The organism is Iamia sp., assembly GCF_035575815.1.
Lineage (GTDB): Bacteria > Actinomycetota > Acidimicrobiia > Acidimicrobiales > Iamiaceae > Iamia.
Window position 1 is genome coordinate 1 of record NZ_DATLXO010000021.1, and the last position, 26,711, is coordinate 26,711.

Below are 26,711 nucleotides of genomic sequence, written 5' to 3' on the forward strand. Positions count from 1 at the left end.
ACCCCATGCACCGCCTCCTGCAGGGGGACGTCGGCTCGGGCAAGACGGTGGTGGCCGTCTCGGCCCTGCTCGTCGCGGTGGCGGGCGGACACCAGGGTGCGCTCATGGCGCCCACCGAGGTCCTCGCCGAGCAGCACCACCTGAGCATCCGGGCCCTGCTCGACGGCCTCACCCTCGACGACGGCGGCACCACCCTGCTCGGCGAGCGGCCCGTCGCCGTCGAGCTGCTCACCGCCCGCACCACCCCGACCGATCGCAAGCGCATCCTCGCCGGGCTGGCCGACGGGCGCGTCGATGTCGCCATCGGCACCCACTCGCTCATCCAGGAGACCGTGACCTTCGCCTCGTTGGGGGTGGTGGTGGTCGACGAGCAGCACCGCTTCGGCGTCGAGCAGCGCGCTGCGCTGCGCGAGCGGGGAACCGGTGACGTCACGCCCGACGTGCTGGTGATGACGGCCACGCCGATCCCTCGCACCGCGGCCATGACCGTCTACGGCGACCTCGACGTCTCGGTGCTGGATGAGATGCCGCCGGGCCGGACCCCCATCACCACCCGTTGGGTCCGCACCGACCCGCCCACCGACGACGGCCACGGCGCCGACGCCGACGACGACGGCGGCGACGAGGACGACGACGGCTGCGAGCTCGCGGGGGCCGGGAGCGGCGACCGGGGACCCGTCCTCGACCTGGGCGACCCCGAGGACGCCGTGTGGGCCGCGGTGCGAACCGCGGTGGCCGAGGGTCGCCAGGCCTACGTCGTGTGCCCGCTGATCGACGAGTCCGAGAAGCTCGAGGCCCGCTCGGCCCAGGAGACCTTCGACCGTCTCACGTGGTCGCCCGACGGTGAGCTGGCCGGGCTTCGCGTTGCGCTCCTCCACGGTCGGATGCCCCCGGCCGAGAAGGAGACGGTCATGGATCGCTTCCGGCGAGGCGTCGTCGACGTGCTCGTGGCCACCACGGTCATCGAGGTCGGCGTCGACGTGGCCAACGCCACGGTGATGGTGGTGCTCGACGCCGAGCGCTTCGGCATCGCCCAGCTCCACCAGCTGCGCGGGCGCGTGGGGCGGGGCGATCACCCCTCGACCTGCTACCTGGTGGGCTCGGGGGCGACGACTGAGTCCGAGTCCCGGCTGGAGGCGCTGGTCCGCTCCACCGACGGCTTCGAGCTGGCCGAGGTCGACCTCGACCTCCGGGGCGAGGGCACGCTGATGGGCGAGCGCCAGAAGGGCCGCAACGACCTCAAGCTGGCCTCGCTGCGGCGCGACCGCGAGTGGGTGGCCAAGGCCCGCGAGGCCGCCTTCGCGCTCGTCGATGCCGATCCCGCCCTGGCGGGCCACCCGCTGCTGGCCGACGAGATCAGCCTCTTCCTCGGTGACGACGAGCAGGACTTCCTCCTGAAGGGCTGAGGAAGCAGATCCGGAGCGAGCGCCGGAGCCGGGAGCTGACCCGTCAGGAGGAGAAGCGCTCCCACCGGGACCGTCGGCGGGCCCGCAGTCGCGCCGCCAGCGGCGCGCTGAGCTCGAGGAGGGCGACGGCGACCCCGAGGGTGGCGATGTAGGCGAGGGCCAGGCGCAGCACCGGTTGGCCGGAAGGGAGCCCGTCCTCGCCGCGGCCGAAGCGCTCGCTCTCGGGGGGGATCACCCCGTCCCAGAGCGACACCCGCACCACGGCCCACAGCCAGAGCACCACCACGACCGAGAGGCCGAGCAGCATGACGCCGCGCGCCGCCGAGCGGCGCCTCCGGGTGGCGGCCAGCGCGGCGAGCGCCACCGCGGCCGCCGCGGCGAGCACGTGACCAGTCACGGTCCACGGCGGGGGCACGGCCCGGCCGGCCACCTCGACCCGGCAGCTGGCGGCCACCGTTCGGTTGTCGTCGCAGTCGCTGAGGGTCTGGTGGGTGACGTCTCCGTTCGTGTCCACGGCCGCCCAGGGGCTCGGCAGTCGCAACGTGCCGTCGGCATCGAGGGTGCCGCCGGTGGTGCTCGCATCAGGAGCTCCGAAGGTGAAGAGCGACCCGAGCGGGTCGTCGAGGTCGAGGGGCTGGAGAGGACCGGGCTCGGGCCGCAGCGGCAGGTAGCCCCCACCGCTGAGGAGCCCCAACCGGTCGGGCCCGACAGCGGGCGCCACGTCGTCGGGGAGCTGTCCGATCTCGATCGATCCGAGCTCGACCACCTCGCCGTCGCCATCGACGCTCGTGACCCGCAAGGGCACGGCGGTCGTGGGTCCGGGGCGCGAGAGCAGCACCGAGTCCCCGGTGCGCGGGTCGGTGAGCGATGCGCCGTCGACCTCGCGCAGCTCGAGGTCGTCGACCTCGGCGACCACCGTGCGCTCGCCGTCAGCGTCCAGGCGGATGATCCGGGTCGGCCCGGTCTGCTCCGACGAGTTGACGTCACCCTCGACATCGGCGTCGGCCACCGTCACCGTTCCGTCCTCGGCCACCCCGAGCAGCAGCGCGAAGGCCCCGACGGGGATCTCCCGGGTCTGCCCCGCCGGGTCGAGCACGAGGATGAGGGCGTCGTCGGAGCCGTCGGGTCCGTCGGCCTCGGTTTCGTCATCCGCCGGTGCGGCGGGGCGGCCCCGCACCGCAACGGTGCCGTCACCCGCCACGCGCTCGGTTCCCTGCTCGATCGACACCGGTGCGGAGGTGCTCGTCGTACGGCGCCAGAGGGTGCGATCGAGCACGCTGACCACGGACAGCTCGTCCCCGTCGCCGGCCTCGGTCGGGTCCGTGACGGGTGGTCCGGTGTCGAACAGGTAGGGGCGCCCGGTCGTGTCGACGTCGGTGCCCACGAACGGGGCGCGGCGCTGGTCACCCGCCGCGAGGGCCACCACCACGACGACCACGAGCGCGGCGGCGGGGACCAGCCGCTGCCCGAGGCCGGGGCTCCAGCGGGAGCGGGGCGGGGTGCGCTCGTTCGACGGAAGGCCCTGGCGCGGGCGCGCACCCGGCTCGGGCGGAGAGGCCACCGCCGCCACCAGGGCGGCGGCCGTGGCGCCGGCCACCAGAACGGCGACCAGCGACCCCTGCGGCCATCCCCATAGGGCCTGGAGCGCGACGTGGACGGTGGCGACCAGGCCCACGACCGTCGCGACCACCACCGACCCGCGGCGCAGCTCCTCGGACCCCGTCCGCCGGGCGCCGATGGCGGCGCCGGCGGCGGCGAGGGACAGCAACCACGGCGCCGCGCCGGAGACCGGCTTGGGCACACCGACGTCGCCCAGCCGGGTCTGGACGAGGTCCGCCTTGACGCCGTTCGGCGCCGGGCCGACGAGGTAGCGGCCGTCACGCCGGGAGGGCGCGGCGTCGGCGTCCGCCTCTGGTCTGCGATCGGCGGTGTCGTCGCGGCCGGCGGTTTGGGCCTTCACCAGGTCCCCGTCTTCGGTGAGGGCCATGCTGGGAGCCTGGAAGTCGGTGTCGAGCGACTCGGACCGGCCGCGGTCGAGCGCGCCGATGCGGGGGAGCACCGGGCGACTGCCGTCCGGTCCGACGGCGAGCACCCTTTCGTCGTCCATGACCAGGCGCGCCGAGGGGCTGCCCTCGTCGTTGCGCTGGTCGACCGACTCGATCACCCGGTGGGCCTCCTCGTCGGCCCCGGTCCGCTGCACGACCTCGCCGTCGGCGGTGAGGCGGACGACCTGGGGCGACCGTCGGGCTCCGCCGCCCTCGACCTCGGGTAACAGCACGGCGGCCAGCTCGCCGGTCTGGGGGTCGACCGCGGCGGCGGCGATGTCGACGCTGTCCTCGTCGCCGTCGTAGAGGTAGCGTCCTTCGAGGTCACGGGTGGGCTCCCCGTCGGGGTCCCAGGTGCGGAGCCCACGGGCGTCGGTGCCGGTCCTGATGGTCACCGCGCCGTCGTCGGTGACGCCGACGAGCGCGTCGCCGGCGTCCACCGGGCCGAGCTCCGAGGTGGTGCCGTCGGGGGCCTGGCGCCACAGGGAGCGGCCGTTCGGGCGTCCGTCGTCCCAGGCGAAGACGACGGCCGCGATCCACCCTGCAGGCGAGCCCGCCACCTGCTCGAGCTGCTGGGGGCCGATCGCGAACGACATCGCGATCGCGTCGGTTCCGTCGGGCCCGACGCGCTCGACGCGCTGCACCGCGTCGGCCTCGGCCCCGTAGGCGTGCGGGACGATGCGAAGGGCCGTGCCGTCGGCGACCGCGGCATCGGCGAGGACCGGCCAGCGCCGCTGGTCGCCGAGGGCGACGGCCACGAGCACCAGCACCGCCGGCACCGCTGCGAGCAGCCACCAGCGTCGGGGACGGCGGGGCGGACGGGCCGGAGCGTCAGGAGCGTCGGGCCCCCCGTCGTCGGGGCTGGCGTGGGAGTCGGGCGGGGCCGGGTCGGGGCGGTTCGTCGACGGGAGAGGGCCGTCGTCGTCGACGGGGCGGGTCGGCGGGGCGACGGGCATCTCGACCCCCGCGAGGGGCGATCCGGGGTCATGGGGGTCGGCCATGGCCGGTGCAGGGTCCCCCGCCCGCGCCGAGGCCACACCCCGGCGCGACCTCACCGCGGGGGTGCCGGCGTCGCGAGCCCTGGTCAGCGGTCGTCCTCGTCGCCGCCGGGAACGACGAGGTCCCACCGGTCGAGGCAGTCCTCGCAGCGGTAGGCGACCACGTCACCGGCCTCCCAGTCCCCCTCCTCGGGGGGGAAGGTGAGGCGGTAGCAGCGGCCGCCGCAGTCGATGCAGTCGATCTCCTCGGGCACCAGCGCCACGCCCTGACCGTCGTCGTGCATCACGGGCGATCCCGGTCGGCGCGCGCCGCCTGGTGGGTGCTGAAGCGGGCGACGCCGTCGCCGAAGTCCTCGGCGGCGATGACCTCCCGCCCGTGGCGGTCCTCGTTGGCCAGCCCGTCCTCGAGCTCCAGGCCCAGGCCCTCGTAGACCGACGCCCGATCGTGCTCCACGCACGTCCACGGCGACGCCGCGATGGCGACCGCCAGCTGAATGGCGGCGGCCCGGGCGGTGCCATCGGCGACGACGCGGGTCACGAACCCGACCCTCTCGGCCTCCGTGGCGTCGACTTCGCGACCGGTGAGGATCCAATCGAGGGCCCGGCCCAGCCCCACGATGCGCGGCAGCCGGTAGGTGCCCCCGTCGATCAGCGGCACCCCCCACCGGCGCTCGAGGCAGCCGAAGCGGGCGCTCCTCCCCGCGACGCGCAGGTCGCACCACGCCGCCAGCTCCACCCCGCCGGCCACGCACCACCCCTCGATCGCGGCGATCACCGGCTTCGACAGCTGGAGGCGCGTCGGCCCGAGGGGGCCCGAGGGCCGGAGGCGGGGAAGGTCGCGCAGGTCGGCGCCGGCGCAGAAGGCCCGGTCGTCGCCGGTGAGCACCGCGACCCGGGCCGCGGGATCAGCGTCGAAGGCGATCAGCTCGTCGTGGAGGTGCTGGGCCGTCGCACTGTTGATGGCGTTGCGGCGCTCGGGTCGGTCGATGCCGATCACCACCACGCCCTCGTGCCCGTCGGTGTCCACGCTCGTCATGGCGATGAACCTACGCTCCCCGCGATGGCCCGCTCCCACCCCCCCGCACCACCGGGGACCGACCGGGCCCGCCGCCCCTCGCGCCGGGCCCGCGACGACGGCCACGCGGCCTGGCTCTGGGACGAGAGCGAGGCCATGTTGGCCTCCGTCGGCGCGGGCCTCTGATGCGCGTCGTGGCCGGGAGCGCCCGGGGACGACGGCTCTCCGCGCCCGGCGGGTCGTCGACCCGGCCCACCACCGACCGGGTGCGGGAGGCGACGTTCAACGCCCTCGCCAGCTCGGGAGCGGTCGACGGCGCGCGCGTGGTCGACCCCTTCGCCGGCAGCGGGGCGCTCGGCATCGAGGCCCTGTCGCGAGGTGCGGCCCACTGCACCTTCGTGGAGCGCGAACGCGCCGGGCGGGCGGTGGTGGAGGCCAACCTGGCCGCCACCGGGCTGGGCGACCGGGCCGAGGTCGTGGGGGGCGACGCCCTCGTCCACCTGGCCCACACGCAGGCCACCTTCGACCTGGTCCTCCTCGACCCGCCCCGCGCCGCGGCCGACTGGCCGACGCTGCTCGCCGTGCTCGTCCCCCGCCTCGCCCCCGACGCGGTCGTCGTCGTCGAGTCCGACCACCCGATCGTCCACCCCACCGACGGCGGACCGTGGTCGGTCATGAGGGAGAAGCGCTACGGCGGTACGGTGGTCCAGATGATCTGCGCCCGTCCCATCCCTGGCGGCGGCTCGTGAGCGAGCCAGCCGCGGAGCCCCCCCGATGACCACCGTGCTCTACCCCGGGTCCTTCGACCCCGTGCACAACGGGCACGTCGAGATCATCGACGTCGCCGCCGGCCTGTTCGACAAGGTGGTGGTCGCCGCCCTGCGCAACCCGCAGAAGGGCGAGCCCATGTTCGACCTGGCCGAGCGCTCCTCGATGCTCTGCGACTCGGTCGCCCACCTTCCCAACGTGGAGGTCGTTGGCTTCTCGAAGCTGGTCGTCGAGGTGGCCACCGACGTCGGCGCCGACTTCATCATCAAGGGGCTGAGGGCCGTGTCGGACTTCGAGTCCGAGATGCACCAGGCCCACATGAACCTGGCCATCTCCGGGGTCCACAGCGTGTTCATCCCCTCGGCCACCACCCACTCGTTCGTGGCGTCGAAGCTGATCCGGGAGATCGCCCGCTTCGGCGGCGACGTCACCTCGATGGTGCCCCCACCGGTGGCCAAACGACTCGCCGAGAGGTTCGGATCATGACGTTCAACGACGATCTGCCCACCGCCGGCGAGGCCAGCGGCCAGCACCCCCAGGCCACCCCGCGACGTTCCCGCGACCCCCTCGCGGGCCCCCAGGCCGACGCCCTGCTGCGCCGGGCCGCAGACGTCGTCGCGTCGGGGCGACCCATGCCGCTCTCGTCGTCGGTGATGATCAACCGCGACGAGGTGCTCGACCTGCTGGGCGACGCCATCGAGCGTCTCCCCGACGAGCTGCGCCAGGCCCGGTGGCTGCTGAAGGAGCGCGAGGACTTCCTCGCCCGGGTCCAGGGCGAGGGCGACGAGGTCCTCGACGCGGCCAGCGCCAAGGCCGAGTCGATGGTGCAGCGCACCGAGGTCGTGAAGGCCGCCGAGCAGCGGGCCCGACGCATCGTCGAGGCGGCCGAGGACGAGTCGCGCCGCCTGCGCCACGAGTGCGAGGACTTCTGCGACCAGCGCCTGGCCCAGTTCGAGATCGTGCTCGACCGCACCATGAAGATGGTCCACGCCGGCCGCGAGAAGCTGAACGCGGCGCCCATGGGGGGTCCGACGGATCGGTCCGACGACGGCGTCGAGCCGCGGCCGAGCGAGCCGATCGCGGTCGCGCCCGAGTCCGTCGCCGCCACCGGGTTCGCCAAGCCCGCCGGCCCTCCCGCCGAGCGTGAGAGCGGGTTCTTCGACCAGGACGACGGGTGAACGAGCGCCGGGTCCGCACCCTCGAGCACGTCGCGGACGTCCGGCGGCGCCCCGGTACCCAGCGGCCGGTGCAGCGGAGCTTCCCGGCGCCGGCCATCGGGGTGCTGGCGACCACCGCGGCCGCGGTGCCCGCCGAGGGTGAGGTCACCCTCGACGCCGTCGTCGAGGCCACCGGGGTCGACATCGTGCTCACCGGCACCGTCGCCTACCCGTGGGAGGGCGACTGCCGCCGCTGCCTGCAGGCGGTCACCGGTGCGGTCGAGGCCGACCTGCGCGAGGTCTTCGCGCCCACCCCGGTCGAGGGCGAGACGTGGCCGGTCGAGGGCGACGCCATCGACCTCGGCCCGGTGCTGCGCGATGTGGTCCTGCTCACCCTGCCGCTCGTGCCGCTGTGCTCGGAGGACTGCGCCGGCCCCGACCCGGAACGGTTCCCGGCGACGACGACGCCCGACCCCCCGACGAGCGCCGGCGCCGCCGGCGAGGCCGACGGCGACCCAGCGCCCGCGGACCCCCGCTGGGCCGCCCTCGACGAGCTGCGCTTCGACTGAGGCGCCCGCCCGGGCCCCGAGCCGCACTTCGCCCCGGTTCACGGCGACCGCTACCATCTCCCCCTCGTGCCCGGGCCCTGCTCGTGGCCCCCTCACCGCTTCGAACCAGGACCAGACCGCGCATGGCCGTCCCCAAGAAGAAGACCTCCAAGTCCAAGAGCCGGAGCCGTCGCGCCTCCGCGTGGCGCCTCGACGCCCCGCCCCGGAGCACCTGCTCCCGCTGCTCGGCGGTGAAGCTGCCGCACCGGGTGTGCGGCAACTGCGGCTGGTACAAGGGCCGCCAGGCCCTCGACGTCGACTGAGCCACCGAGCGAACCGCGGGTCACGCCCTCGATGACCCTCCCTGCCCCCATCGCCGTCGACGCCATGGGCGGCGACCGGGCCCCCGACGAGATCGTCGCCGGCGCCGAGCGCGCCGCGGCGGAGCTCGACCTGCCGATCGTGCTGGTCGGCGACCCCGACCGGCTCGGATCCTCCTCCCTTCCGGTGATCGGTGCCTCGGAGGTCATTGCCATGCACGACGACCCGGGCCGGGGCGTGCGCCGCAAGAAGGACTCCTCGCTCGTCCGGGCCGCCGAGGCGGTGCGCGACGGCCGGGCCTCGGCCATGGTCAGCGCGGGCAACACCGGCGCCACATGGGGTGCGGCGTTGCTGCGGATGGGGCGCACCAAGGGCGTGGCGCGCCCCGCCATCGCCACCCCGATCCCGCGCCCGGGGGTCGACACGCCGTTGGTGTTGCTCGACGCCGGCGCCAACACCGACTGCAACGCCGAGTGGCTCGTGCAGTTCGCCCAGATGGGCGCCGCCTTCGCCCGCAACCGCTTCGGCATCGAGGCGCCCCGGGTCGGCCTCCTCTCGATCGGCGAGGAGCCCGGCAAGGGCGACTCCCTCCGCAAGGAGACCCATGCCCTGCTGGCCGAGGGTGGCTGGGCCCGGGCCGGCGTCGGCGCCTTCGTCGGCAACGTCGAGGGCCGCGACCTGATGGGTCCCGACGTCGACGTGGTCGTGACCGACGGCTTCACCGGCAACGTGGCGCTCAAGAGCCTCGAGGGGGCGATGCGCGCGCTGGTCGCCGCCGTGCTGGGCGCGTTCGACGCCGACGCGGCAACGCGGGCGGCGGGGGAGATCCTGATGCCCGCCCTGCTGCCGCTCTACGGCCAGCTCGACCCCGACACCACCGGCGGGGCGGTGCTGCTCGGCGTCGACGGCGTGTGCATCATCAGCCACGGCTCGTCCTCGGCCACCGCCATCGTCAACGCGTGCCGGGTGGCCGCCGACTCGGTGACCTCTGACCTCGTCGGTGCCGTCACCGCCGCGGTGGGCGGCCCGCCGACCGGTTGACCGCCCCCGGCTTGGCGTTCACAAGCGCACAAAGTCGCGGATCGGCTATGGTCTCCCAGCCACCCGCCGACCAGGGAGTCCCCGTGCCCGCCGAGACCCACACCCAGCAGGGGCCGATGAGCCGCCAAGAGGTGTTCGAGCTGATCCGTGATCGTCTCGTCGACATCCTCGAGATCGACGCCTCGGAGATCCACGAGGGCGACTCCTTCGCCGAGGACCTCGAAGCCGACTCCCTCGCCCTCATCGAGCTCGTCGAGGCGCTCGAGGAGGAGATCGGTGAGCGCAGCGTCGGGTTCCGCATCGAGGACGAAGACCTCGAAGACCTCAAGACGGTGCGCGATGCCGTCGACTACGTCTACGCCCGCGCCGGCGACGCCGCGTCCTGAGCGATTCGCTCCCCGTCTCCACGGCGCCCTCGTTGGCCGACCGGATCGGTCACCCCTTCGTCGATCCCGGGCTGCTTCAGATCGCGGTCTGCCACCGGTCCTGGTGCGCCGAGCACCCGGGCTTCGCGTCCAACGAGCGGCTGGAGTTCCTGGGTGACGCCGTGCTCGGAGCGGTCGTGGCCGAGGAGCTCTACCGGCGCTTCCCCGCCGCGGACGAGGGCTGGCTGTCGCGGGCCCGGGCCACGGTCGTGCGGGCCAGCACCCTGGCCGACGCGGCCGAGGAGATCGACCTGGGCTCGGAGCTGCGGCTGGGCAAGGGCGAGGAGGCGACCGGGGGCCGTGAGAAGCCGTCGATCATGGCCGACGCCCTCGAGGCCCTGATCGGCGCGGTCCACCTCGACGGCGGTCGGCTCGCATCCGCGGCGGTCGTGATGAACCTGTTGGGCCTGCGCATCGTCGGGGCGTCGGGCGAGCCGGGCCACCACGACGACAAGAGCCGGCTCCAGGAGCTCGCCAGTCGCGAGCTGCGCGAGCTGGTGACCTACACGGTCACCGAGACCGGCCTCGAGCACGACAAGACCTTCGTCGCCACCGTCCGCATCGGCACCCGGACCCTGGGCACCGGCACCGGTCGCTCCAAGAAGCAGGCCCAACAGCTCGCGGCGCGCGCCGCCCACGACGTGCTCACCGGCGTCCCCGCGGTCGCCGCCGCCGGGACGGCCCCCACTGCCCCCACCCTGGCGGACACCGAGTCCGCCCCGAACGACGAGGCCGAGAATGCCTGAGCTGCCCGAGATGGAGACCCTGCGTCGAGACATCGATCGGGAGGTGGGGGGCAAGCGGATCAAGACCGTCGACGTCCCCGGCCGCACCGCGGTGTCCCGGATGCCCAAGAAGCAGCTGATCGAGCGGCTCGACGGGGTGAAGATCAGCTCCGCCGACCGGCGGGGCCTGCTCCTCGCCCTGAAGCTCGACAGCGGCGAGCTGCTGGTGATCGACCTGCGTGCCGGCGGGCGCCTGCGCAAGACCACCCCGAGGGAGGCGGTCGAGAAGGGCACCCAGATCGTCATCTCCTTCACCCAGGGCGGTCAGCTGCGCATGATCGATCCCGACGACGGGCTGTCGGTGTGGGTCGCGACCCCCGGCGAGCTCCTCGAGCAGGAGCCGGTGCTCACCCGCCTCGGCCTGGACCCCGTGGTCGACCCGATCTCCTGGACCACCTTCGGCCACATGCTCCTGGCCCGGGCCCAGCCCATCAAGGCCTTCCTCACCGACGCCACCGCGGTGGTCGGCATCGGCCCGGTGTACTCCGATGAGATCATGTGGCAGGCGGGGCTCCGCCACGATCGCGAGTCGCACTTGTTGACCTCCCAGGAGATGCGCCGCCTCTACCGCGCCGTGGTCGAGACCCTGCACGATGGCGCCAAGCACCGGGGCACGACCCTGGCCGACGGCCGCTACCACGACCTCGCCGGCAAGCCCGGTGGCTACCAGACCCTGCTCCAGGTGTACGACCGGGCCGGCAAGGCGTGCAACCGGTGTCGGGGCACGATCACCAAGGTGCGCTACCACAAGAGCCAGCTCTTCATGTGCCCCGACTGCCAGGTCTGACCGGCTGCTCCTGCCGTGTTCCTGAAGACGCTGACCCTCAAGGGCTTCAAGTCCTTCGCGGATGCGACCGCGCTCGACATGGAGCCGGGCGTCACCGTGGTGGTCGGCCCCAACGGCAGCGGCAAGTCGAACGTGGTCGACGCCATCGCCTGGGTGCTCGGCGCCCAGGCGCCCAGCGCGGTGCGCAGCCAGAAGATGGACGACGTGATCTTCGCGGGGACCTCCAAGCGCCCCGCCCTGGGTCGGGCCGAGGTCGCCCTCACCATCGACAACGCAGCCGGGCTCCTGCCCATCGACTTCGCCGAGGTCACCATCACCCGCACCCTGTGGCGCTCGGGCGACAGCGAGTACGCCATCAACGGCGTGCCGTGCCGGATGCTCGACGTCCAGGAGCTGCTCTCGGACTCCGGCGTCGGGCGCCAGCAGCACGTGATCATCTCCCAGGGCCAGATCGACGCGGTGCTCAACGCCCGACCGGAAGAGCGGCGCCTCCTCATCGAGGAGGCGGCGGGCATCTTGAAGTACCGGCGGCGGAAGGAGAAGGCCGAGCGCCGCCTCACCGGCACCGAGGCCAACCTCCTACGGCTCCAGGACCTGCTCCGCGAGATCCGCCGCCAGCTGCGGCCGCTGGAGCGCCAGGCCGACGCGGCGCGCCGCCACGGCGACCTCGTGGCCGAGCTCACCGCCCTGCGCCTGCACCTCGCCGGCCAGGAGCTGGCCCGGCTGCACACTCGCCTGGAGGCCGCGGAGCGCACCCGGCGCGACCTGCGCACCGGCGAGGCCGAGGCCACAACCCTGCTCGCCGGCCTCGACACCGCCGTGCTAGGCACCGAGTCGCGCCTCTCGGCCCTCGGCGGCGACGACCTGGGCGATGACCTCGCCCGCGGCGAGGCCTTGCGGGAGCGGGCTCGCGGCCTGGCCGCGGTCCTCGCCGAACGGCGGCGGGGGATCGAACGCCAGAAGGGGGCATCGGTCGACCAGGCCGTCGTCGCCTCTCTCGAGGCCGACGCCGCCCGCCTCGATGCCGAGCTCGACGCGGTGCGGGCCGACCGGGCCCGCCTCGTCCCCGACGCCGAGCACCTCGACGAGGCCGAGGCGGTCCTGGCCGCCGAGCGCGACGCCTTCGCCGAGCAGTGGGGGGTTGGCACCGACGCGGCTCCGGGCGCCGAGGCCGATCGGGCCTGGGCCGACGCTGGTGCCGGACGTTCGAGCCGGGCCGCCGAGGTGCGGGGTGAGCTCCAGGCGCTCCGGGGCTCGGTCGAGCGGGGTGACGCTGAGCATCGGCGGGTGGCCGAGCGGCGCAATGCCCTTGCGGCCAAGGCATCGCGCCTCGATCAGGAAGCCGAGCGCCTCCGGGGCGAACGGGCCACGGCCGAGGCCGCCGAGGATGCTCTCGTCGCATCGGTCGACGTCACCACCGCAGCGCGCGCCGAGGCCGAGGCGGCGGCCGAGGCCGCCGAGGAGCGCCGCCGGGCGGCCGACGGCGAGCGTCACCGCTGGAGCGCGCGAGTCGACGCCCTTGCCCTGGCCCTGAACGAGGCGCGAGCCGCGGCGGGCGCCGAGCGCCTGGCCGGGGTCCCCGGCGTGCTGGGGACCCTCCTGGACCTGGTGGCCGTGGACGAGGGGTGGGAGGCGGCCTTCGAGGCCGCTGCCGGCCCCGCCCTGGGCGCCGTCGTGGTCGAGGGGGTCGACGGGGCCCGCCGCGCCCTCGCCACCCTGGCCGAGGGCCGGCTCACCGGTGCCGTCGTACCCCTCGGAGCCACCGCGGCGCAGGGGCCGGTCGCCCCCGTGGCCGTCGGCGGTTCCGCCCTGCGTCCCCACGTGCGGGCGGTGGTCCCCGGCGTCGAGCCTGTGCTCGACGCCCTCGTCGGCCCCGTCGTCGTGGTCGACACCTGGCCCGTGGCCATCGACACCGCGCTGGCCCACCCGGGCTCGGTCGTGGTGACACGCGCGGGCGACCGCTTCGGCCCCGACGGCTGGCGGGTGGGCGCGACCGGCTCGGGCGCCACCGGCGCGGCACTGACCGAGGCTCGGGACCAGACCGAGGGCGCGACCGCCGCCGCCGAGGAGGCCACCCATGACGTCGCCGCGCGGCGCCGCACGGTCGCTCTGGCCCGCGCCGCCGAGGCTGCTGCCGGCCGCGAGCTCGACCGCAACGCCAGCCGTCTCGTGGGCGCCGGTGATGCCCTGCGCCGCACCGACGCCGATCGGGGCGACCTCGGCACCGAGATCGACTCGCTCCGCGTCCACGCCGCCGAGCTGGACGAGCGCGTCGGCCGCGATCGCGAGCGCGTCGCCGTCCTCGAGGAGGAGCTGCCCGGGCTCGACGCCGAGGATGCTCGCCAGGCCGACCGAGCTCGCGCCGCGGCCGACGCCCGGGCCCGCATCGAGGACCGGGCCCGGGCGGTGGGCGCCTTGCGGCGCGACATCGAGGTGCGCGCCGCCGGCCTCGAGGAGCGCGGCGCGTTCCTGACCGGTCGCCGGGCCGAGGTCGAGGAGCGCCTGTCTCGGCACCAGGCCGAGCGCGACGCGGCCGAGGCCCGCCGGGTGGACCTCGAGGCCCAGGAGGTAGCCGTCGTCCGCCTGTCTGCGTTCGTCGCCGACCGCCTGGCTCTCGTCGAGACCGCGCTCGACGGCCTGCGCGACCGGCGCCGCCGACAGAGCGACGCGGCCCGGGCCGTGGCGGTCGAGCTCGAGGCCACCCGGGCCCGCCGGACCGTCGCGGAGAAGGCCCTTGCCGCGACCCGCGAGCGGCTCGGTCGGGCCGAGCTCGACATCTCTGAGATCAGGCTCCGCACCGAGAGCACCGTCGAGGCCATGCGCCGCGACCTCGACGTCGAGCCCGCCGCCGCCCTGGGCGCGCCGGCCCCGGAGGTCCCCGAGGGCACCACGGCGCCGGCGCGGGTCCGTGAGCTCGAACGCGAGCTGCGCCTGCTGGGGCCGATCAACCCGCTGGCCCTCGAGGAGTTCACCGCCCTCCAGGAGCGCCACACCCACGTCGAGGCCCAGCTCGACGACGTGAAGTCGGCGCGTCGCGACCTGGCGAAGGTCATCCGGGCCGTCGACGCCGAGATCGTCGCCGTGTTCGCCTCGGCCTATGCGGACGTCGAGGCCAACTTCCGGCATCTCTTCGAGACGCTGTTCCCCGGCGGTGTGGGCCGGCTCGCGCTCACCGTCCCCGACGACCTGCTCGGAACGGGCGTCGAGATCGAGGCCAAGCCGTCGGGCAAGAACGTCAAGAAGCTGTCGTTGCTCTCCGGCGGTGAGCGCTCGCTGACGGCCCTGGCCTACCTCTTCGCCGTGTTCCGGGCCCGGCCCTCGCCATTCTACGTGATGGACGAGGTGGAGGCCGCCCTCGACGACGTGAACCTGCACCGGTTCCTCGGCCTCGTCGCCGAGTTCCGGGCCGACGCCCAGCTCATCATCGTGAGCCACCAGAAGCGCACCATGGAGGCGGCGGATGTTCTCTACGGCGTCACCATGGCGCCCGGCGGATCGTCCCAGGTCGTCTCGGAGAAGGCCGGCGCCACCACCTAGGCATCGGCACCGGGGGAAGGTTCGGTCGGGCCCGGCGGGGACGTGCTCTGATCACCAGCTCGGTTCGCAGCCGCCCGCAGGTGCTCGACGAGCGCGGCCCGGCTGGTGCCCGCGTTGAGGCCGCTGGTCGAGGGCATCACGTAGACCGCGCTCGGGCCGAGGCGGCGCGCCTGCCAGCCGACGACGGCCCGCCGGTCCGCGGCCGCCCGCCAGCCGGCGAGCCCGACGAGCACCACCGTCTCGGGCGCGACGAGGGCGCAGAGGCGGTCGAGGCGGGTCACCCCGGCGCGGTACTCGGCGGTGGTGAGGGCGTCGGCCCGGGGGGTCGCCCGCTTCACCAGGTCGGTCATGCCGATGCGGGCGTCGGCGAGGAGCCGCCACGGATCGCGATCGGCGCCCGGGGGGAGGAGCCCGGCCTCGGCCAGGGCCGGCCAGAAGCGGTTGCCGGGTCCGGCGTAGCCGACGCCGACCTGGGCGGCGTGGAGGCTGGGGTTGAGGCCGCACACCAGGAGCCGCATCCCCGGGGCGATCGTGTCGGCCAGGGTGAGGCCCCGGGTGGCGTCGAGGTGCACCGGGGTCCACCTGCCTCGCGCCGCCTCCTCGCTGCGGACCGGCTCGGTCCGGCTCCGTACGGCGACGAACCCCGCGCCCTCGGCCAGCTCGGCCAGTGCCGACGGATCCCAGAACGTGAAGCGGCGGCCGGGTAGGTCACCGTTGGAGACACGCTCCCCGTGGCCGGCGAAGAGGGTGGCACGCAGCGGGGCGCCGACGGGGAGGGCCCGGTGCAGGTCGGCCAGGGCAAGGGGGAGGTCCGCGGCGGCGATGTGCTGGAGGCACTTGCTGGCCCAGGCCCCGCCGAGGGATCGTGGGCGGAACGGCAGGGCGCCGGCCGCGGCCCGCACGAGCGGCGCCCCGGGTGCGGTGGAGCGGGCCTCGGCGAGCATCGCCGCCGCCGGGTCGAGGCCGATGATCTGGGAGCCGAGCAACGGCAGGTGGTGCCCGGGCCCGCAGCCGAGGTCGAGCACCGGGCCGGGCCGTCCATCGTCGCGGGCGGTCGCCTCGGCGACGAGGGCGGCGGTCCGCTCGGCGTCGGGGACGGTGCCCCGCGCCGCGTAGGTGCCGGCGAGGTGCTCGTAGACGGCGAGGGTCTCGCGGTCGACGGTCACGCCCGCGTCCCGCCCCATGTCATCCGTCCACGGCGGAGCGCGCTCCTCAGTTCTGAGGGCACCATTCGCCCTGAGGCGTGAATCCAGCACCCAGAAAAGCAGGCGTGGGGGGCGCGGTCGGTTCTGGGGGCAGGATTCGGCCTGGAGTGTGAACCCCGCGCCCAGAAGGGGAACCGCTCGGTTCTCAACGGCGACGGGCGGGGCGGCGGCGTGCCGAGGCCGGAGCGGGCGGTGGGGCACCGTCGACGAACAGGTCGAGCTGCTCGGGACGGTCGGCCCGCTGGGCGAGGGGTTCCCAGGTGCGGGCGCCGCGCCGTCCCCGGGTGCGAACCTCAAGGCGCTCGATCGGCAGGGCGCGCGCTGCTCCTCGCTCGTCGCGGAGGCCGACCGACCCGTCGCGCTCGCGCCGCACGACGGTGGCCTCCTGCCAGCGGGCCTGGGGACGGGGCCGGAAGCGCACCGCGTCGCCGACGTGGAGGCCGATCTCGAGCAGGGTGGGCTCGTCGGTCATCCTCCGGCGTGACCGCCGATCACGAGGGCTTGGAGGCGGCGCATCCCGGCCAGCCAGCGATCGGGGTCGGTGGCCCGGCGGCGCTGGTACTCGGCCACCTCGGGGTGGGGGAGGATCAGGAAGCGGCGCTCGTCCAGGCCGGCCACCACCGCCTCGGCGACCTGCTCGGGCTCGATCACGCCCTGCATCGTCACCGTCTCGACCGCGGCGCTGGAGCCCATGCCGCCGCGGAGCAGGTCGGTGTTGACGCCCTGCGGGCAGAGGCATGCGACCTGCAGGCCGTGGTCGGTGTAGGTGATGGCCAGCCACTCGGCGAAGGCCACCGCCGCGTGCTTGGTGACCGAGTAGGGGGCGTCGCCGATCTGGGCCAGCAGCCCGGCGGCCGACGCCGTGGTGAGGAAGGTGCCTCCGCCCCGCTCGACCATGCCGGGCACGACGACGCGGGCCGCAACCACGTGGGCCATGACGTTCACCTGCCAGGTGCGCTCCCACGCGGAGTCGTCCGCGTCGAGACCCATCCCGGTGCCGATGCCGGCGTTGGCGGCAAAGAGCCCGACGGGCCCGAAGCGCTCCTCGGTGCGCCCGACCGCAGCACGCACCTCGTCCTCGCGGCTCACGTCGGCGGCGTGGTCGAGCACCCGGTCGCCGTGGCGTTCGATGAGCCGGGCGGCGGCTGCGGCGCAGTCGGCCGGGTCGAGGTCGACCACGGTGACCCCGGCCGCCCCCTCGGCGAGGAAGCGGTCGGCGAGGGCGAAGCCGATGCCGCGCGCCCCCCCGGTGATGATGCAGGTCGTCCCGTCGAGGCTCATCGGGGGAGGGTACCGAAGGGGGGCCTCCAGGGTGGACGCGCGGGACGCGGCCGACCGACCGTTCTTGCGCCCGATCGACGCGCACAGCGCGATGCCTCGGCGCCAGAAGCGCTGACGGGCGGTGGCGCGTCGGGGCCCTCGCCGGTCCGTCGAGGGAGCGGGTCCGTGCGCCGGGCCGATCATCTTCCTGCTCACCGGCTCGTCGGGCGGCGATTCGCTGTCGATTCGCTGGCCGACGGACGTTGACGAGGACGGGTGGTGAGGTCGTCAGCGGGCGATTCGCTGTCGATTCGCTGGCCGACGGCGTCCAGGGCAGTGGGGGTTCGTCGGCGGGCGACTCGCTGCCGATCCCCTGTCGATTCGTCGTCGATTCGCTGTCCGACGGGGCCGTAGGTCAGGGCTCGGCGAAGGCCGCGAGGGTGGCGTCGACCACCTCGCAACGGTCCTCTCCCCACGGCAGGGCCATGAGCACCGGCCGGTCGACCCCGGCATCAACGTATGCCTGCCGGGTGGCCCGCACCAGGTCCGCGTCGCCGACCACGTCGATGGCGTCGACCATGGCGTCGCTCACCGCCGCGAGGGCCCCCTCCCGATCACCGGCGGCGTGGCGGGCCCGCACCTCGGTCACCTCGTCGCCGAACCCGGCGCGGGTGAAGCTCTGGGCGTAGGCGTCGACGACAGCGTAGGAGAAGAGGTCCTTGCGCCCGTTGGCCAGGGCACCGTCGCGATCGGCGACCCCGGCGTGGACGTAGGCGTGGATGGTGCAGGAACCGGTTACCCGCCCGGCCGTGGCCTCACCGGCGCGCACCTGCTCGACCGACCAGGCCACGTGCGACGCCGGCAGGTAGTTGAGCAGCACGCCGTCGGCGACCTCCCCGGCCAGTCGGAGCATCTTGGGCCCCAGCGCGCCCAGCACGACCTGGGGGCGCCGCTCGGTCGGGCGCAGGCCGAGGCGGAACCCCTTCACCGCGTAGTGGTCACCGGCGAAGGTGACCTTCTCGCCCGACAGGCACTCGTGCACCAGGGCGACGTACTCGCGGACCTGGCTCAACGGCTGCTTCCCGTAGGACGCCCCGTGCCACCGCTGGGTCACGACCGGGGAAGAGACCCCCACGCCCAGCAGCACGTCGCGCTCGGGGTCGAGGGCCGCGAGCGTGGTTGCGGCCATGGCCGCCAGCGGCGGGGTGCGCAGCTGCAGGGCCAGCACCCCGGTGCCGAGGTCGAGCCCCGGCGCCGCCGCCCCCGCCGCCGCGAGCAGCGAGAAGGCCTCGGGCCCGGTCGTCTCCGCCGTCCAGAACGAGCGGTAGCCCAGCGTCGCGGCGCGCCGGGCGGTCTGAACGGCGTAGCCGGGGCCGAGGCCCATGAGGCTGGCGTAGGTGAACCCGGCTGGCACGTCGGTCATCAGCGGGACGGTAGCGGTCGCTGGGCCGCTCAGGGCTCGCCGATGGTGGCGGCCACGGTGGCGCCCAGGTTCCAGCAGGCTTCGAGGGCGGCACCGTCGGGCTCGCCCTTCACCTCGACGACCTCGGCCATCGGGCGCCAGCGCAGGCCGGTGGTGATCACCTCGAGCGCCCGTCGGGCTCCGGCGGTGTCGTCGTTGCCGTGCAGGTAGGCCGCGAAGGGCCGGCCCACGGTGTCTTCCAGGCACGGGTAGTACACCGTGTCGAAGAAGTGCTTCACCGCCCCCGCGAGGTACCCCAGGTTGGCCGGGCCGCCGATCACGTAGCCGTCGGCCTCGAGCACGTCGACGGGGCTGGCGGTCAGCGCCGCCCGCACCACGACCTCGACCCCGGCGATGCTGGGCTCGTTGCCGCCCGAGCGCGCCGCATCGAGCAGCGCGTGGAGGTTCGGCGAGGGCGTGTGGTGGACGATCAGGAGACGGGCCATCGGTCTGTTCTCGCCGGGTCCTCGCCCCGTGGCGGGGACCCGGCGCAGACGAGCTGGCTACGCGCGACGCACGAAGTAGATGATCAGGATGACGATCAGGATGAAGACGACGGTGCCGAGGCCGATTTCCACGGGGGGGATTCCTTTGTGTGGCGTTGGGGACCCGCCTCCCCTGCCCCCCGTACCGGGAGGGCAAACGAACGGCTGTAGCACAGCGACCGGCCGTCGCGTCCTCGCCCCGACGTCGGGCCCGGACGCAACGACGACCGCCGCCGGGCCTGAGGGGCTCCGGGTGGCGGTCGTCGGCGTGAGAGCTGAAGGTGTTACTTGCCGGCGGCGCGGCGCTGCCAGCGGGTGCGCTTCAACATCTTCTTGTGCTTCTTCTTGCGCATGCGCTTACGGCGCTTCTTGACGAGAGATCCCATGAGGCGTCCCAACCTAGCGGTGGCCCCCCGGTGTCCTCCAACCTCGGCGGGCGGGCCGGAGCCCCGCTCGACCCCGGACCCTCGCCGGGTCCGGTCGTGGGTCGGTCCTAGGCTGGGTCGACCTTCGGGGGTAGTTCAGTTGGCAGAACGCCGGCCTTTGGAGCCGGATGTCGCAGGTTCGATCCCTGCCCCCCGAGCGAGGCGACGCCCGCTGCTCCGCGGTTCACGGCATGAGGTCCGGCGCGCTAGACCTGCCCCATGGCCGAGCGCCCGCTGTCTGCAGTCGTGCTCGCCGCGGGCGAGGGCACCCGCATGCGCTCCGAGCGGCCCAAGCCGCTGCACCTCCTCTGCGGGCGGGCCATGGTGCGCTACGTGCTCGACTCGCTGGCCGAGTGCCGCACCGAGCGGGTGGTGGTCGTGGTCGGCCACGGCGCCGAGCGGGTCACCAAGAAGCTCCAGGCCGAAGAGCCCGACCTGCTCCTCGACTTCATCGAGCAGCACCGCCAACAGGGCACCGGCGATGCCGTGGCGGTTGGGCTCACCGCCTTCCCCGACGACGACCTCGAACCCGGCGCCGACGACGGCGCCGACATCCTGGTCCTGCCCGGTGACACGCCACTGCTGCGCGCCACCACCATCAGCCGGCTCGTCGAGCGCCACCGGCAGTCCGATGCCGCCTGCACGGTGCTCACCGCCCGCCTCGCTGAGCCCGCCGGTTACGGGCGCGTGGTGCGGGGTCGCGATGGTCGCGTCGCCCGCATCGTCGAGCACCGCGACGCCACCGACGAGCAGCGCGAGATCGACGAGATCAACACCTCGATCTACTGCTTCCGCCGCAGCGTGCTGGCCCCCGCCCTGCGCCGGATCCAGCCCGCCAACGACCAGGGCGAGTACTACCTGACCGACGTCGTCGAGGTGCTCCACGACGCCGGCTACGGGGTCACCGCCGTGGCGGCCGAGGACCCCGACGAGACCCATGGCGTCAACGACCGGGCCCAGCTCGCCGCGGCCGAGGCCGAGCTGCGACGCCGCACCAACCAGCGCTGGCTGAAGCTGGGCGTCACCATGGTCGACCCCGATCGAACCTACGTCGACACCACCGTCGACCTGGCCACCGATGTCACCTTGTTCCCCGGCACGATCCTCCAGGGCCAGACCGTCATCGGTCGCGGCGCCGAGGTCGGCCCCGACACGCGCCTGATCGATTGCGTGGTCGGAGCCCGCTCGACCGTGGAGCAGACCACCGCACGCGACGCCGAGATCGGCGCCGATGCGCACGTCGGCCCCTACGCCCACGTGGCGCCGGGAGAGTCGGTGGCCGACGGCACCATCACCGGACCGTTCTTCGCCGCCCCCGCGCCCGACGCCGCCGACGGCCCCTGACGTGGCTGACCGGCGCCCGGCTCCCCGCCCCGCGGGCGGCCAGCCCACTGATCCACCCCACTCGGGAGAGCGCGTCATGGAGACCGTCACCACCAAGCGGCTGCACCTCTACACGGGCTCATCTCACCCGGGCTTGGCGGGGGAGATCGCAGATCACCTCGGCATCGAGCTGGGCGACGCCAACCTCCGGCACTTCGCCAACGGCGAGATGCACTGCCGCTACGGCGAATCGATCCGCGGCGCAGACGTCTTCATCGTCCAGTCCCACTCGGGCGAGGCCGGCCAGTCGGTGAACGACTCGCTGATGGAGCAGCTCATCATGGTCGACGCGGCCAAGCGGGCATCGGCCAAGCGCATCACCGCCGTGTGCCCCTTCTACGGGTACTCCCGCCAGGACCGCAAGGCTGAGGGCCGCGAGCCGATCACGGCCAAGCTGGTGGCCGACATGCTCACCGTCGCCGGTGCCGATCGGGTCGTGTCGGTCGACCTCCACTCCGGGCAGATCCAGGGGTTCTTCGACATGCCCGTCGACCACCTCACCGCCATGCCGATCCAGGTCGACTACCTGCGAGCCCACACCGACCCCACCAACCTGGTCGTCGTCTCCCCCGACTCGGGGGGCGTGAAGGCGGCCAAGCGCTTCGCCAACGAGGTCGGTGCCGACCTGGCCTTCGTCAACAAGTTCCGGCCTCAGGGGATGGCCAACGAGGCGGTGGCGGCCAACATCATCGGCGAGGTCGACGGGCGCAGCTGCGTGCTGCTCGACGACATGATCGACACCGCCGGCACCATCTGCGCGGCGGCGGACCTGCTCCGCGAGCAGGGCGCCCTCGATGTGTGGGCCATGGCCACCCACGGCGTGCTGTCGGGGCCGGCCATCGATCGACTGAAGAACTCGTCGCTGACGAAGGTCGTGCTCACCAACACCCTGCCCCTCCCGCCGAGCAAGCAGATCCCCCAGATCGAGCAGCTGTCGGTGGCCCCGATCATCGGTCAGGCGATCGAGTCGGTCTTCGACGACTCGTCGGTCAGCGAGATCTTCGGCGGGCGCAACCAGAGCTGACCGAGCGAGGTGCCTCACCCGGGGTTCCGGATCGATCGCGCTTTGGGCGCCAGGTGATGCGGACCGTAACCTGTCGGGTTCACATCCTCTGCGCTCCGGCGCGATCTCAGACGTAGGAGTCCCGATGGCCGAGATCACCCTCACCGCCACCACCGGCCGCCGCACCGGCACCCGCCCCTCCCGCCGCCTCCGGGCCGAGGCCAAGGTGCCGGCCGTGGTCTACGGGCTCGGCCGCGAGCCGCTCCCGGTCACGGTCGACTGGCGCGAGCTGCGCGCCGCGCTCATCACCGACGCCGGCCTCAACGCCCTCATCGACCTCCAGATCGAGGGGGAGGACGAGTCCCAGCTCTCGATCATCAAGGACATGCTGCGCCACCCGATCACCCGGACCGTCGACCACGTCGACTTCCTGCTCATCCGGCGGGACCAGGAGATCTCTGTCGACGTGCCCATCGTGCTCGAGGGCGAGGCTGAAGAGGTCGAGCAGAACCAGGGGATGATCGAGCAGCCGATGTTGGTGCTGACCATCAACGCCAAGCCCGGCAACATCCCCGACCAGCTCACCCACGACATCTCCGGCATGGTCATCGGCGACACCATCACCGTCGCCGACCTCGACCTCCCCACCGGGGTCACCACCGACGTCGACCCCGACGATGCGGTGGCCAGCGCCCAGCACTCCCGCGCCGCCATCGAGGCCGAGGCCATCGAGGCCGCGGATGCTCAGATCGCCGCCGAGCAGGCCGAGGAGGCGTCCGACGAGGAGGCCCCCGCCGAGGACGAGCCGTCCGACGACGACAGCGCCGCCGAGGGCGGCGACGAGGGCTGAGCGTCTTTCGCCGTCGGCGCCGGCGCGCTGCGTCGACGCCAGAGCCCGGCACCGCACCCGCCGCTGTGGCCGACCTCCTCGTCATCGGCCTGGGCAACCCCGGGGCCGACTACGCCCGCACCCGCCACAACGTCGGGGCCGACACCGTGGCGCTCCTCTCCGAGCTCCACGGGGGCCGGCTGAGGGCCGGGTTCCGCAACGAGCGGGCCCTCACCGACGACGTGCGGGTGGGGTCGCTCCGCATCGCCCTGGGCGTCCCGCAGACCTTCTACAACGAGTCCGGTCTGGCCGTCGCCGCCCTCCTGCGGCGCCACGACATCGACGACCTGCACCGCCTCGTCGTCGTCCACGACGAGCTCGACCTACCCCCCGGGCGGATGAAGGTGAAGCTGGGCGGCGGACTGGCCGGCAACAACGGGCTCAAGTCGATCAAGGCCCACCTGCACACTGATGACTTCGTGCGGGTGCGCATCGGGGTGGGCAAGCCCCCGGGTCGCCAGCAGGGCGCTGATCACGTGCTGCGCCGACCCGGCAAGGCCGAGCGCACCGAGCTCGACATCGTGATCGCCGAGGCCGCCGACGCCGTTCTCGCCATCGCCACCGACGGCGTGGAGCGGGCCATGGCCCACTACAACGCCAAGCCCGACCCCGCCTGACCGTCGCGCCGTCGAGACGTTGAGCGATCAACCCTCGCTCCCGCGGTCACCCGCTCAAGGTTCGCCGGTGGCATCCCGAGCCCCACCGTCGAGGGCGCGGAGCGATGAGACGACGGCGGCCAGGGCTTCGTCGGCGATGCCGCCGGGCGCGTAGATGGCCAGACGGTCGACGTGACCGGCGAAGCGGGCGTGGAGCCGGCGCGCCACCTGGTCGGGGTCACCCCGGACGACCACCTCGTCGAGCAGGTCGTCGTCGACGAGGGCCGCCATCTCGTCCCACCGCTCCTCGCGGGAGAGCCGCCGCAGCTCGGGGTGCAGCGCGGCGCGCCCCTCGGTGGCCAGCACCGGCTCGTAGGCCGGCGTCGACCCGTAGAACCCCACGAGCCAGCGGGCGTCCTCGTCGGCCGCCCGCTGCGCATCGGCGTCGATCCCGCAGGCCAGGATGGCCTGGCCGACGAGCGTGACGTCGGTGCGGTCCCGTCCTGCGGTGGCCAGCCCGGCTGAGATGCGAGGGAGGGTGATCTCGGAGGTGTGACGGTCCGACGTGAAGGGGTGGATCAGCCAGCCGTCGGCCTGGCTCAGGGCCAGTGCGGTCATCCGCGGCCCGAGGGCTCCCAGCCAGAGGTCGGGGCGGCCCCGGGTCAGCGGGCCGGGGTCGAAGGCGGGGGTCATCAGGGTGTGGCGGGTGTGCTGGCCCCGGAAGTCGAGGGGCACCTTGTGCTCCCACGTGTCCCAGACGGCGCGGATGGCGCCGATCCACTCCTCCATCCGGGCCGCGGGCTGCGACCAGGTCGCGCCGTAGCGCCGCTCGATGTGGGCCCGCACCTGGGTGCCGAGCCCGAGGGCGAACCCGCCGGGAGCCAGCGCCTGCAGGTCCCAACCCGTGTGGGCCAGGTGCATGGGCGAGCGGGGGAAGGCCACCGCGATGTTCGAGTAGAGGAACAGCCCGGTCTCGGCCGCCAGGGTGAGCGGCAGGAACACGTCGTGCGGTCCCTCGAAGGCGAAGAGCCCGTCGACGCCGGTGGCGGCCAGCGCCCGGGCCCGGGCCCGCACCTGGTCGGGCCGAGCCATCAGCAAGGTATCGATCAGCACCGCCTGATCCTGGCCCATGCTGGCTCAACTCAGTGCCGAGCGTGTTCTGTCGGGTCAGACGGTCGTCTTGTCGCCGTACTTGCACTGCGCCGCCTGCTTGGACACCCCGAGCATGGCGCCGATCTCCGACCAGTACCGGTGTGCGGCCCGGGCGGCCCGGATGGCGCCGGTGAGCTCGTGGTCGACGTGGTCCCGCTGGTGCACGAGCTTCGCGATCGAGCGCAGGTCAGCGGTGTCAGTGGCCCGAAGATCTGCGGGATCGACGTCGTCGGTGAGGACACCGAGGGCGGCAGCGAGCTGAGAAAGGTTGCCGCCATGGAAAGTGGTCGATAGTGTTTTCCGTCATGGAAAGCGATCGGACACCTCGAGACCCTCTGGCCGCCGCCGAGCGCGCCGGAGCCGCCCCTTACGTCGACTACCCGCCCACGCCATGGTGGTACTTCCCGGCCGCCGGGGCTTGGGCGGCGTCCATGGTGGTCGCCATCGGCCAGGCCGGCGAGCGACCGGGGCTCACCGTTGGCCTCGTGCTGGTGCTGGTCGCCGCAGAGGTCGCGTTCATCGGCTGGTACCGGCGCTACCGGGGGACGATGCCGTCGTTCTCGGGTGTGCCTGCCGAGGTCGCCAGGGCCATGGGCGGCTTCGCGGTGGGGGCCGTCGTGGTGGTGGCGGTGGTGGTCGCGGCCACCGTGTGGGCCGGTGTCCTCGCCGGCGCCGCGCTGGCCTTCGTCGGCGTCACTGCCGGGCTTGTCGCCTACGAGCGCCGCTACGAGGCCGCGGCCCGCGCCACCCGCGAGCGGCTGGCGTGAGCATCGTCGACCTCGACCCCGTCATCCACGCGCCCAAGCGGCTGGCCGCCATGGCGGTGCTGGCCGCCTCGACGAGCACCGATTTCCCGTTCCTGCGCGCCCACCTCGGCGTGAGCGATTCGGACCTCTCGAAGCAGATGTCGGCGCTGGAGCGCTCTGGCTACGTCGAGGTCGCCAAGACCGGTCGGGGTCGCGGCGCCGTCACCCGCTACCGGATCACCCGCGAGGGCACCGCCGCCTTTCGCCGCCACGTCGCCGCCCTGGAGGCCATCGTCGCCGCGGGGCGCAGCCACGCCGACCCCGTCGGCCAGCCGGTCAGGTGAGGCCGATCTCGGCCAGGCGCTGGTCGAGGAAGGCATCGGCGGTGATGGGCTCGAAGAGCTTCTCCTCGCCGTCGACCAGCGCCGGCGGGGCATCGAGGACGACCTCGGGGCGGGGGTGGCAGAAGAACGGCATCGAGTAGCGGGCCACGTCGTCGACGTCGGGGTTCACGACCCGGTGGGTCGTCGAGGGGATCTTCAGGTTGGCGTGGCGGCTCAGCATGTCGCCGGCGTCGACCACGATCTCGCCCTCCAACCCGTCGACCGGGTACCAGGCGCCGTTGCGGTCGAGCAGCTCGAGCCCGGACTCTGTGGCCGCCGGGAGCAGGGTGATCAGGTTGATGTCCTCGTGGGCCGCGGCCCTAACCGCACCGGGCGGCGCGGCCTGAGCCAACGGCGGGTAGTGGATGACCCGCAGCACCGAGCGGCCGTCGACCACCATGTCGGCCAGGTCGCGCTCGGGCAGGCCGAGGTAGACGGCGATGGCCTCGAGCAGGGTCTGGGCCGCGACCTCGAGGTCACGGTAGAGGCGCATCATCGCGGGCTGGAAGTGCGGGACCTCGGCGGGGAACACGTTGGGCCCGTAGGCGGCGAACAGCGGGTGCTCCGGGGGCACGTCCTGGTGGACGTGCCAGAACTCCTTGAGGTCGATGGCCTCGCTGTCCTTGGCGTGCTCGGTGCCGAACGGCGTGTAGCCACCCGCGCCCTTGGGCCGGACGTAAGCATCCTTGGCGTCGTTCGGCAGGGCGAAGAAGTCCCGGGCGGCGCCGTAGGCGGCCTCGATGTCGCGGCCGGTTACCTGGTGGCCGTCGACCTTCACGAACCCGGTCTCCACCAGGCTCTGGCCGAGCGTCGACACGAAGGCGTCCCGGGTGGCGCCGGTCCCCTTGCTGAAGTCGTCGAGGTGGACCGTGGCGACGTCGATGGCCAT

30 protein-coding genes and 1 tRNA gene are annotated in these 26,711 nt (G+C 73.8%); 19 read left to right on the forward strand and 12 right to left on the reverse strand.

What is annotated here, in order from left to right:
- On the forward strand, positions 1-1,406 hold a 1,406-nt coding region (locus tag VNL12_RS01600), incomplete at its 5' end, for an ATP-dependent DNA helicase RecG (RefSeq protein WP_325590947.1).
- Between the two features lie 43 nt (positions 1,407-1,449).
- On the opposite strand, the gene VNL12_RS01605 is transcribed toward VNL12_RS01600, so the two are convergent.
- The 3 genes from VNL12_RS01605 to VNL12_RS01615 all read right to left on the reverse strand — a co-directional run bounded on the left by VNL12_RS01605 (position 1,450) and on the right by VNL12_RS01615 (position 5,485).
- Positions 1,450-4,452, reverse strand: a complete 3,003-nt coding sequence (locus VNL12_RS01605; protein WP_325590949.1) for a hypothetical protein — start codon at positions 4,450-4,452, stop codon at positions 1,450-1,452.
- A gap of 83 nt (positions 4,453-4,535) precedes the next feature.
- The gene (locus VNL12_RS01610; protein WP_325590950.1) at positions 4,536-4,733 is read right to left on the reverse strand and encodes a hypothetical protein; all 198 of its coding nucleotides are present in this window, start codon (positions 4,731-4,733) and stop codon (positions 4,536-4,538) included.
- Entirely contained in the window at positions 4,733-5,485 is a 753-nt protein-coding gene (locus VNL12_RS01615) for a crotonase/enoyl-CoA hydratase family protein (protein ID WP_325590952.1), read from the reverse strand. Before VNL12_RS01615 ends, VNL12_RS01610 begins: the two co-directional genes overlap by 1 nt.
- Before the next feature lie 24 nt (positions 5,486-5,509).
- On the opposite strand from VNL12_RS01615, the gene VNL12_RS01620 reads away from it, so the two are divergent.
- From VNL12_RS01620 to smc, 11 genes are all read left to right on the forward strand, one after another.
- Positions 5,510-5,650, forward strand: coding sequence for a hypothetical protein (locus VNL12_RS01620; protein WP_325590953.1), 141 nt, complete (start codon positions 5,510-5,512; stop codon positions 5,648-5,650).
- The gene (gene rsmD / locus VNL12_RS01625; RefSeq protein WP_349257778.1) at positions 5,650-6,213 is read left to right on the forward strand and encodes a 16S rRNA (guanine(966)-N(2))-methyltransferase RsmD; all 564 of its coding nucleotides are present in this window, start codon (positions 5,650-5,652) and stop codon (positions 6,211-6,213) included. Before VNL12_RS01620 ends, rsmD begins: the two co-directional genes overlap by 1 nt.
- A 25-nt stretch (positions 6,214-6,238) precedes the next feature.
- Positions 6,239-6,718, forward strand: a complete 480-nt coding sequence (gene coaD / locus VNL12_RS01630; protein ID WP_325590957.1) for a pantetheine-phosphate adenylyltransferase — start codon at positions 6,239-6,241, stop codon at positions 6,716-6,718.
- Positions 6,715-7,410 carry a hypothetical protein gene (locus VNL12_RS01635; protein ID WP_325590959.1) on the forward strand — a complete coding sequence of 232 codons (696 nt, stop codon included), beginning with the start codon at positions 6,715-6,717 and terminating at the stop codon, positions 7,408-7,410. The genes coaD and VNL12_RS01635 overlap by 4 nt, the downstream gene beginning before the upstream one ends.
- The gene (locus VNL12_RS01640) at positions 7,407-7,958 is read left to right on the forward strand and encodes a DUF177 domain-containing protein (RefSeq protein ID WP_325590961.1); all 552 of its coding nucleotides are present in this window, start codon (positions 7,407-7,409) and stop codon (positions 7,956-7,958) included. Before VNL12_RS01635 ends, VNL12_RS01640 begins: the two co-directional genes overlap by 4 nt.
- Positions 7,959-8,080: 122 nt before the next feature.
- Complete coding sequence (gene rpmF, locus VNL12_RS01645; protein ID WP_325590963.1) at positions 8,081-8,260, forward strand: 50S ribosomal protein L32; 180 nt, start codon at positions 8,081-8,083, stop codon at positions 8,258-8,260.
- 31 nt (positions 8,261-8,291) lie between these two features.
- Complete coding sequence (gene plsX / locus VNL12_RS01650) at positions 8,292-9,299, forward strand: phosphate acyltransferase PlsX (protein ID WP_325590965.1); 1,008 nt, start codon at positions 8,292-8,294, stop codon at positions 9,297-9,299.
- An 83-nt stretch (positions 9,300-9,382) separates the two neighbouring features.
- Positions 9,383-9,685, forward strand: a complete 303-nt coding sequence (locus VNL12_RS01655; protein ID WP_325590967.1) for an acyl carrier protein — start codon at positions 9,383-9,385, stop codon at positions 9,683-9,685.
- A 32-nt stretch (positions 9,686-9,717) separates the two neighbouring features.
- Positions 9,718-10,470: a ribonuclease III gene (rnc, locus tag VNL12_RS01660; RefSeq protein WP_325590969.1), complete on the forward strand. Its 753-nt coding sequence runs from the start codon at positions 9,718-9,720 to the stop codon at positions 10,468-10,470.
- Positions 10,463-11,296 (forward strand): Fpg/Nei family DNA glycosylase, encoded by an 834-nt coding sequence (locus VNL12_RS01665; protein ID WP_325590971.1) that lies wholly within the window; start codon positions 10,463-10,465, stop codon positions 11,294-11,296. Before rnc ends, VNL12_RS01665 begins: the two co-directional genes overlap by 8 nt.
- Positions 11,297-11,311: 15 nt before the next feature.
- Entirely contained in the window at positions 11,312-14,833 is a 3,522-nt protein-coding gene (gene smc, locus VNL12_RS01670; RefSeq protein ID WP_325590973.1) for a chromosome segregation protein SMC, read from the forward strand.
- Here the strand turns inward: smc and VNL12_RS01675 are convergent.
- The 6 genes from VNL12_RS01675 to VNL12_RS01700 form a co-directional block, all read right to left on the reverse strand.
- Positions 14,830-16,017: a uracil-DNA glycosylase family protein gene (locus VNL12_RS01675; RefSeq protein ID WP_325590975.1), complete on the reverse strand. Its 1,188-nt coding sequence runs from the start codon at positions 16,015-16,017 to the stop codon at positions 14,830-14,832. The genes smc and VNL12_RS01675 overlap by 4 nt on opposite strands.
- A gap of 166 nt (positions 16,018-16,183) precedes the next feature.
- A complete protein-coding gene (locus VNL12_RS01680) occupies positions 16,184-16,510 on the reverse strand; it encodes a hypothetical protein (RefSeq protein WP_325590977.1) in 327 nt (108 codons plus the stop codon).
- On the reverse strand, positions 16,507-17,319 hold the full coding sequence (locus VNL12_RS01685) for an SDR family oxidoreductase (protein ID WP_325590979.1): 813 nt from the start codon (positions 17,317-17,319) through the stop codon (positions 16,507-16,509). The genes VNL12_RS01680 and VNL12_RS01685 overlap by 4 nt, the downstream gene beginning before the upstream one ends.
- A gap of 394 nt (positions 17,320-17,713) precedes the next feature.
- Positions 17,714-18,721 carry an LLM class F420-dependent oxidoreductase gene (locus VNL12_RS01690; RefSeq protein ID WP_325590981.1) on the reverse strand — a complete coding sequence of 336 codons (1,008 nt, stop codon included), beginning with the start codon at positions 18,719-18,721 and terminating at the stop codon, positions 17,714-17,716.
- A 29-nt stretch (positions 18,722-18,750) separates the two neighbouring features.
- A complete protein-coding gene (locus VNL12_RS01695) occupies positions 18,751-19,206 on the reverse strand; it encodes a flavodoxin (RefSeq protein ID WP_325590983.1) in 456 nt (151 codons plus the stop codon).
- Between the two features lie 323 nt (positions 19,207-19,529).
- The gene (locus tag VNL12_RS01700) at positions 19,530-19,631 is read right to left on the reverse strand and encodes a 30S ribosomal protein bS22 (RefSeq protein WP_272737931.1); all 102 of its coding nucleotides are present in this window, start codon (positions 19,629-19,631) and stop codon (positions 19,530-19,532) included.
- Positions 19,632-19,755: 124 nt separating this feature from the next.
- Here VNL12_RS01700 and VNL12_RS01705 point away from each other — a divergent pair.
- From VNL12_RS01705 to pth, 5 genes are all read left to right on the forward strand, one after another.
- Positions 19,756-19,828: transfer RNA gene (locus VNL12_RS01705), tRNA-Gln, on the forward strand.
- A gap of 61 nt (positions 19,829-19,889) precedes the next feature.
- The gene (locus VNL12_RS01710; RefSeq protein ID WP_325590987.1) at positions 19,890-21,014 is read left to right on the forward strand and encodes a bifunctional UDP-N-acetylglucosamine diphosphorylase/glucosamine-1-phosphate N-acetyltransferase GlmU; all 1,125 of its coding nucleotides are present in this window, start codon (positions 19,890-19,892) and stop codon (positions 21,012-21,014) included.
- A 76-nt stretch (positions 21,015-21,090) separates the two neighbouring features.
- On the forward strand, positions 21,091-22,077 hold the full coding sequence (locus tag VNL12_RS01715; RefSeq protein WP_325590989.1) for a ribose-phosphate diphosphokinase: 987 nt from the start codon (positions 21,091-21,093) through the stop codon (positions 22,075-22,077).
- 124 nt (positions 22,078-22,201) lie between these two features.
- The gene (locus VNL12_RS01720) at positions 22,202-22,906 is read left to right on the forward strand and encodes a 50S ribosomal protein L25 (protein WP_325590990.1); all 705 of its coding nucleotides are present in this window, start codon (positions 22,202-22,204) and stop codon (positions 22,904-22,906) included.
- 65 nt (positions 22,907-22,971) lie between these two features.
- Entirely contained in the window at positions 22,972-23,562 is a 591-nt protein-coding gene (gene pth / locus VNL12_RS01725) for an aminoacyl-tRNA hydrolase (protein ID WP_325590992.1), read from the forward strand.
- A gap of 54 nt (positions 23,563-23,616) precedes the next feature.
- Here pth and VNL12_RS01730 read toward each other — a convergent pair whose 3' ends face one another.
- Complete coding sequence (locus VNL12_RS01730; RefSeq protein ID WP_325590994.1) at positions 23,617-24,654, reverse strand: TIGR03617 family F420-dependent LLM class oxidoreductase; 1,038 nt, start codon at positions 24,652-24,654, stop codon at positions 23,617-23,619.
- A 54-nt stretch (positions 24,655-24,708) separates the two neighbouring features.
- Positions 24,709-24,858 (reverse strand): hypothetical protein, encoded by a 150-nt coding sequence (locus VNL12_RS01735; protein ID WP_325590995.1) that lies wholly within the window; start codon positions 24,856-24,858, stop codon positions 24,709-24,711.
- 140 nt (positions 24,859-24,998) lie between these two features.
- Here VNL12_RS01735 and VNL12_RS01740 point away from each other — a divergent pair, with 140 nt between their 5' ends.
- Positions 24,999-25,460 carry a hypothetical protein gene (locus VNL12_RS01740; RefSeq protein WP_325590996.1) on the forward strand — a complete coding sequence of 154 codons (462 nt, stop codon included), beginning with the start codon at positions 24,999-25,001 and terminating at the stop codon, positions 25,458-25,460.
- Positions 25,457-25,783 carry a transcriptional regulator gene (locus VNL12_RS01745; protein WP_325590998.1) on the forward strand — a complete coding sequence of 109 codons (327 nt, stop codon included), beginning with the start codon at positions 25,457-25,459 and terminating at the stop codon, positions 25,781-25,783. The genes VNL12_RS01740 and VNL12_RS01745 overlap by 4 nt, the downstream gene beginning before the upstream one ends.
- Here VNL12_RS01745 and VNL12_RS01750 read toward each other — a convergent pair.
- Positions 25,776-26,711, reverse strand: a complete 936-nt coding sequence (locus VNL12_RS01750) for an isopenicillin N synthase family dioxygenase (RefSeq protein ID WP_325591000.1) — start codon at positions 26,709-26,711, stop codon at positions 25,776-25,778. The two genes, VNL12_RS01745 and VNL12_RS01750, sit on opposite strands and share 8 nt — an antisense overlap.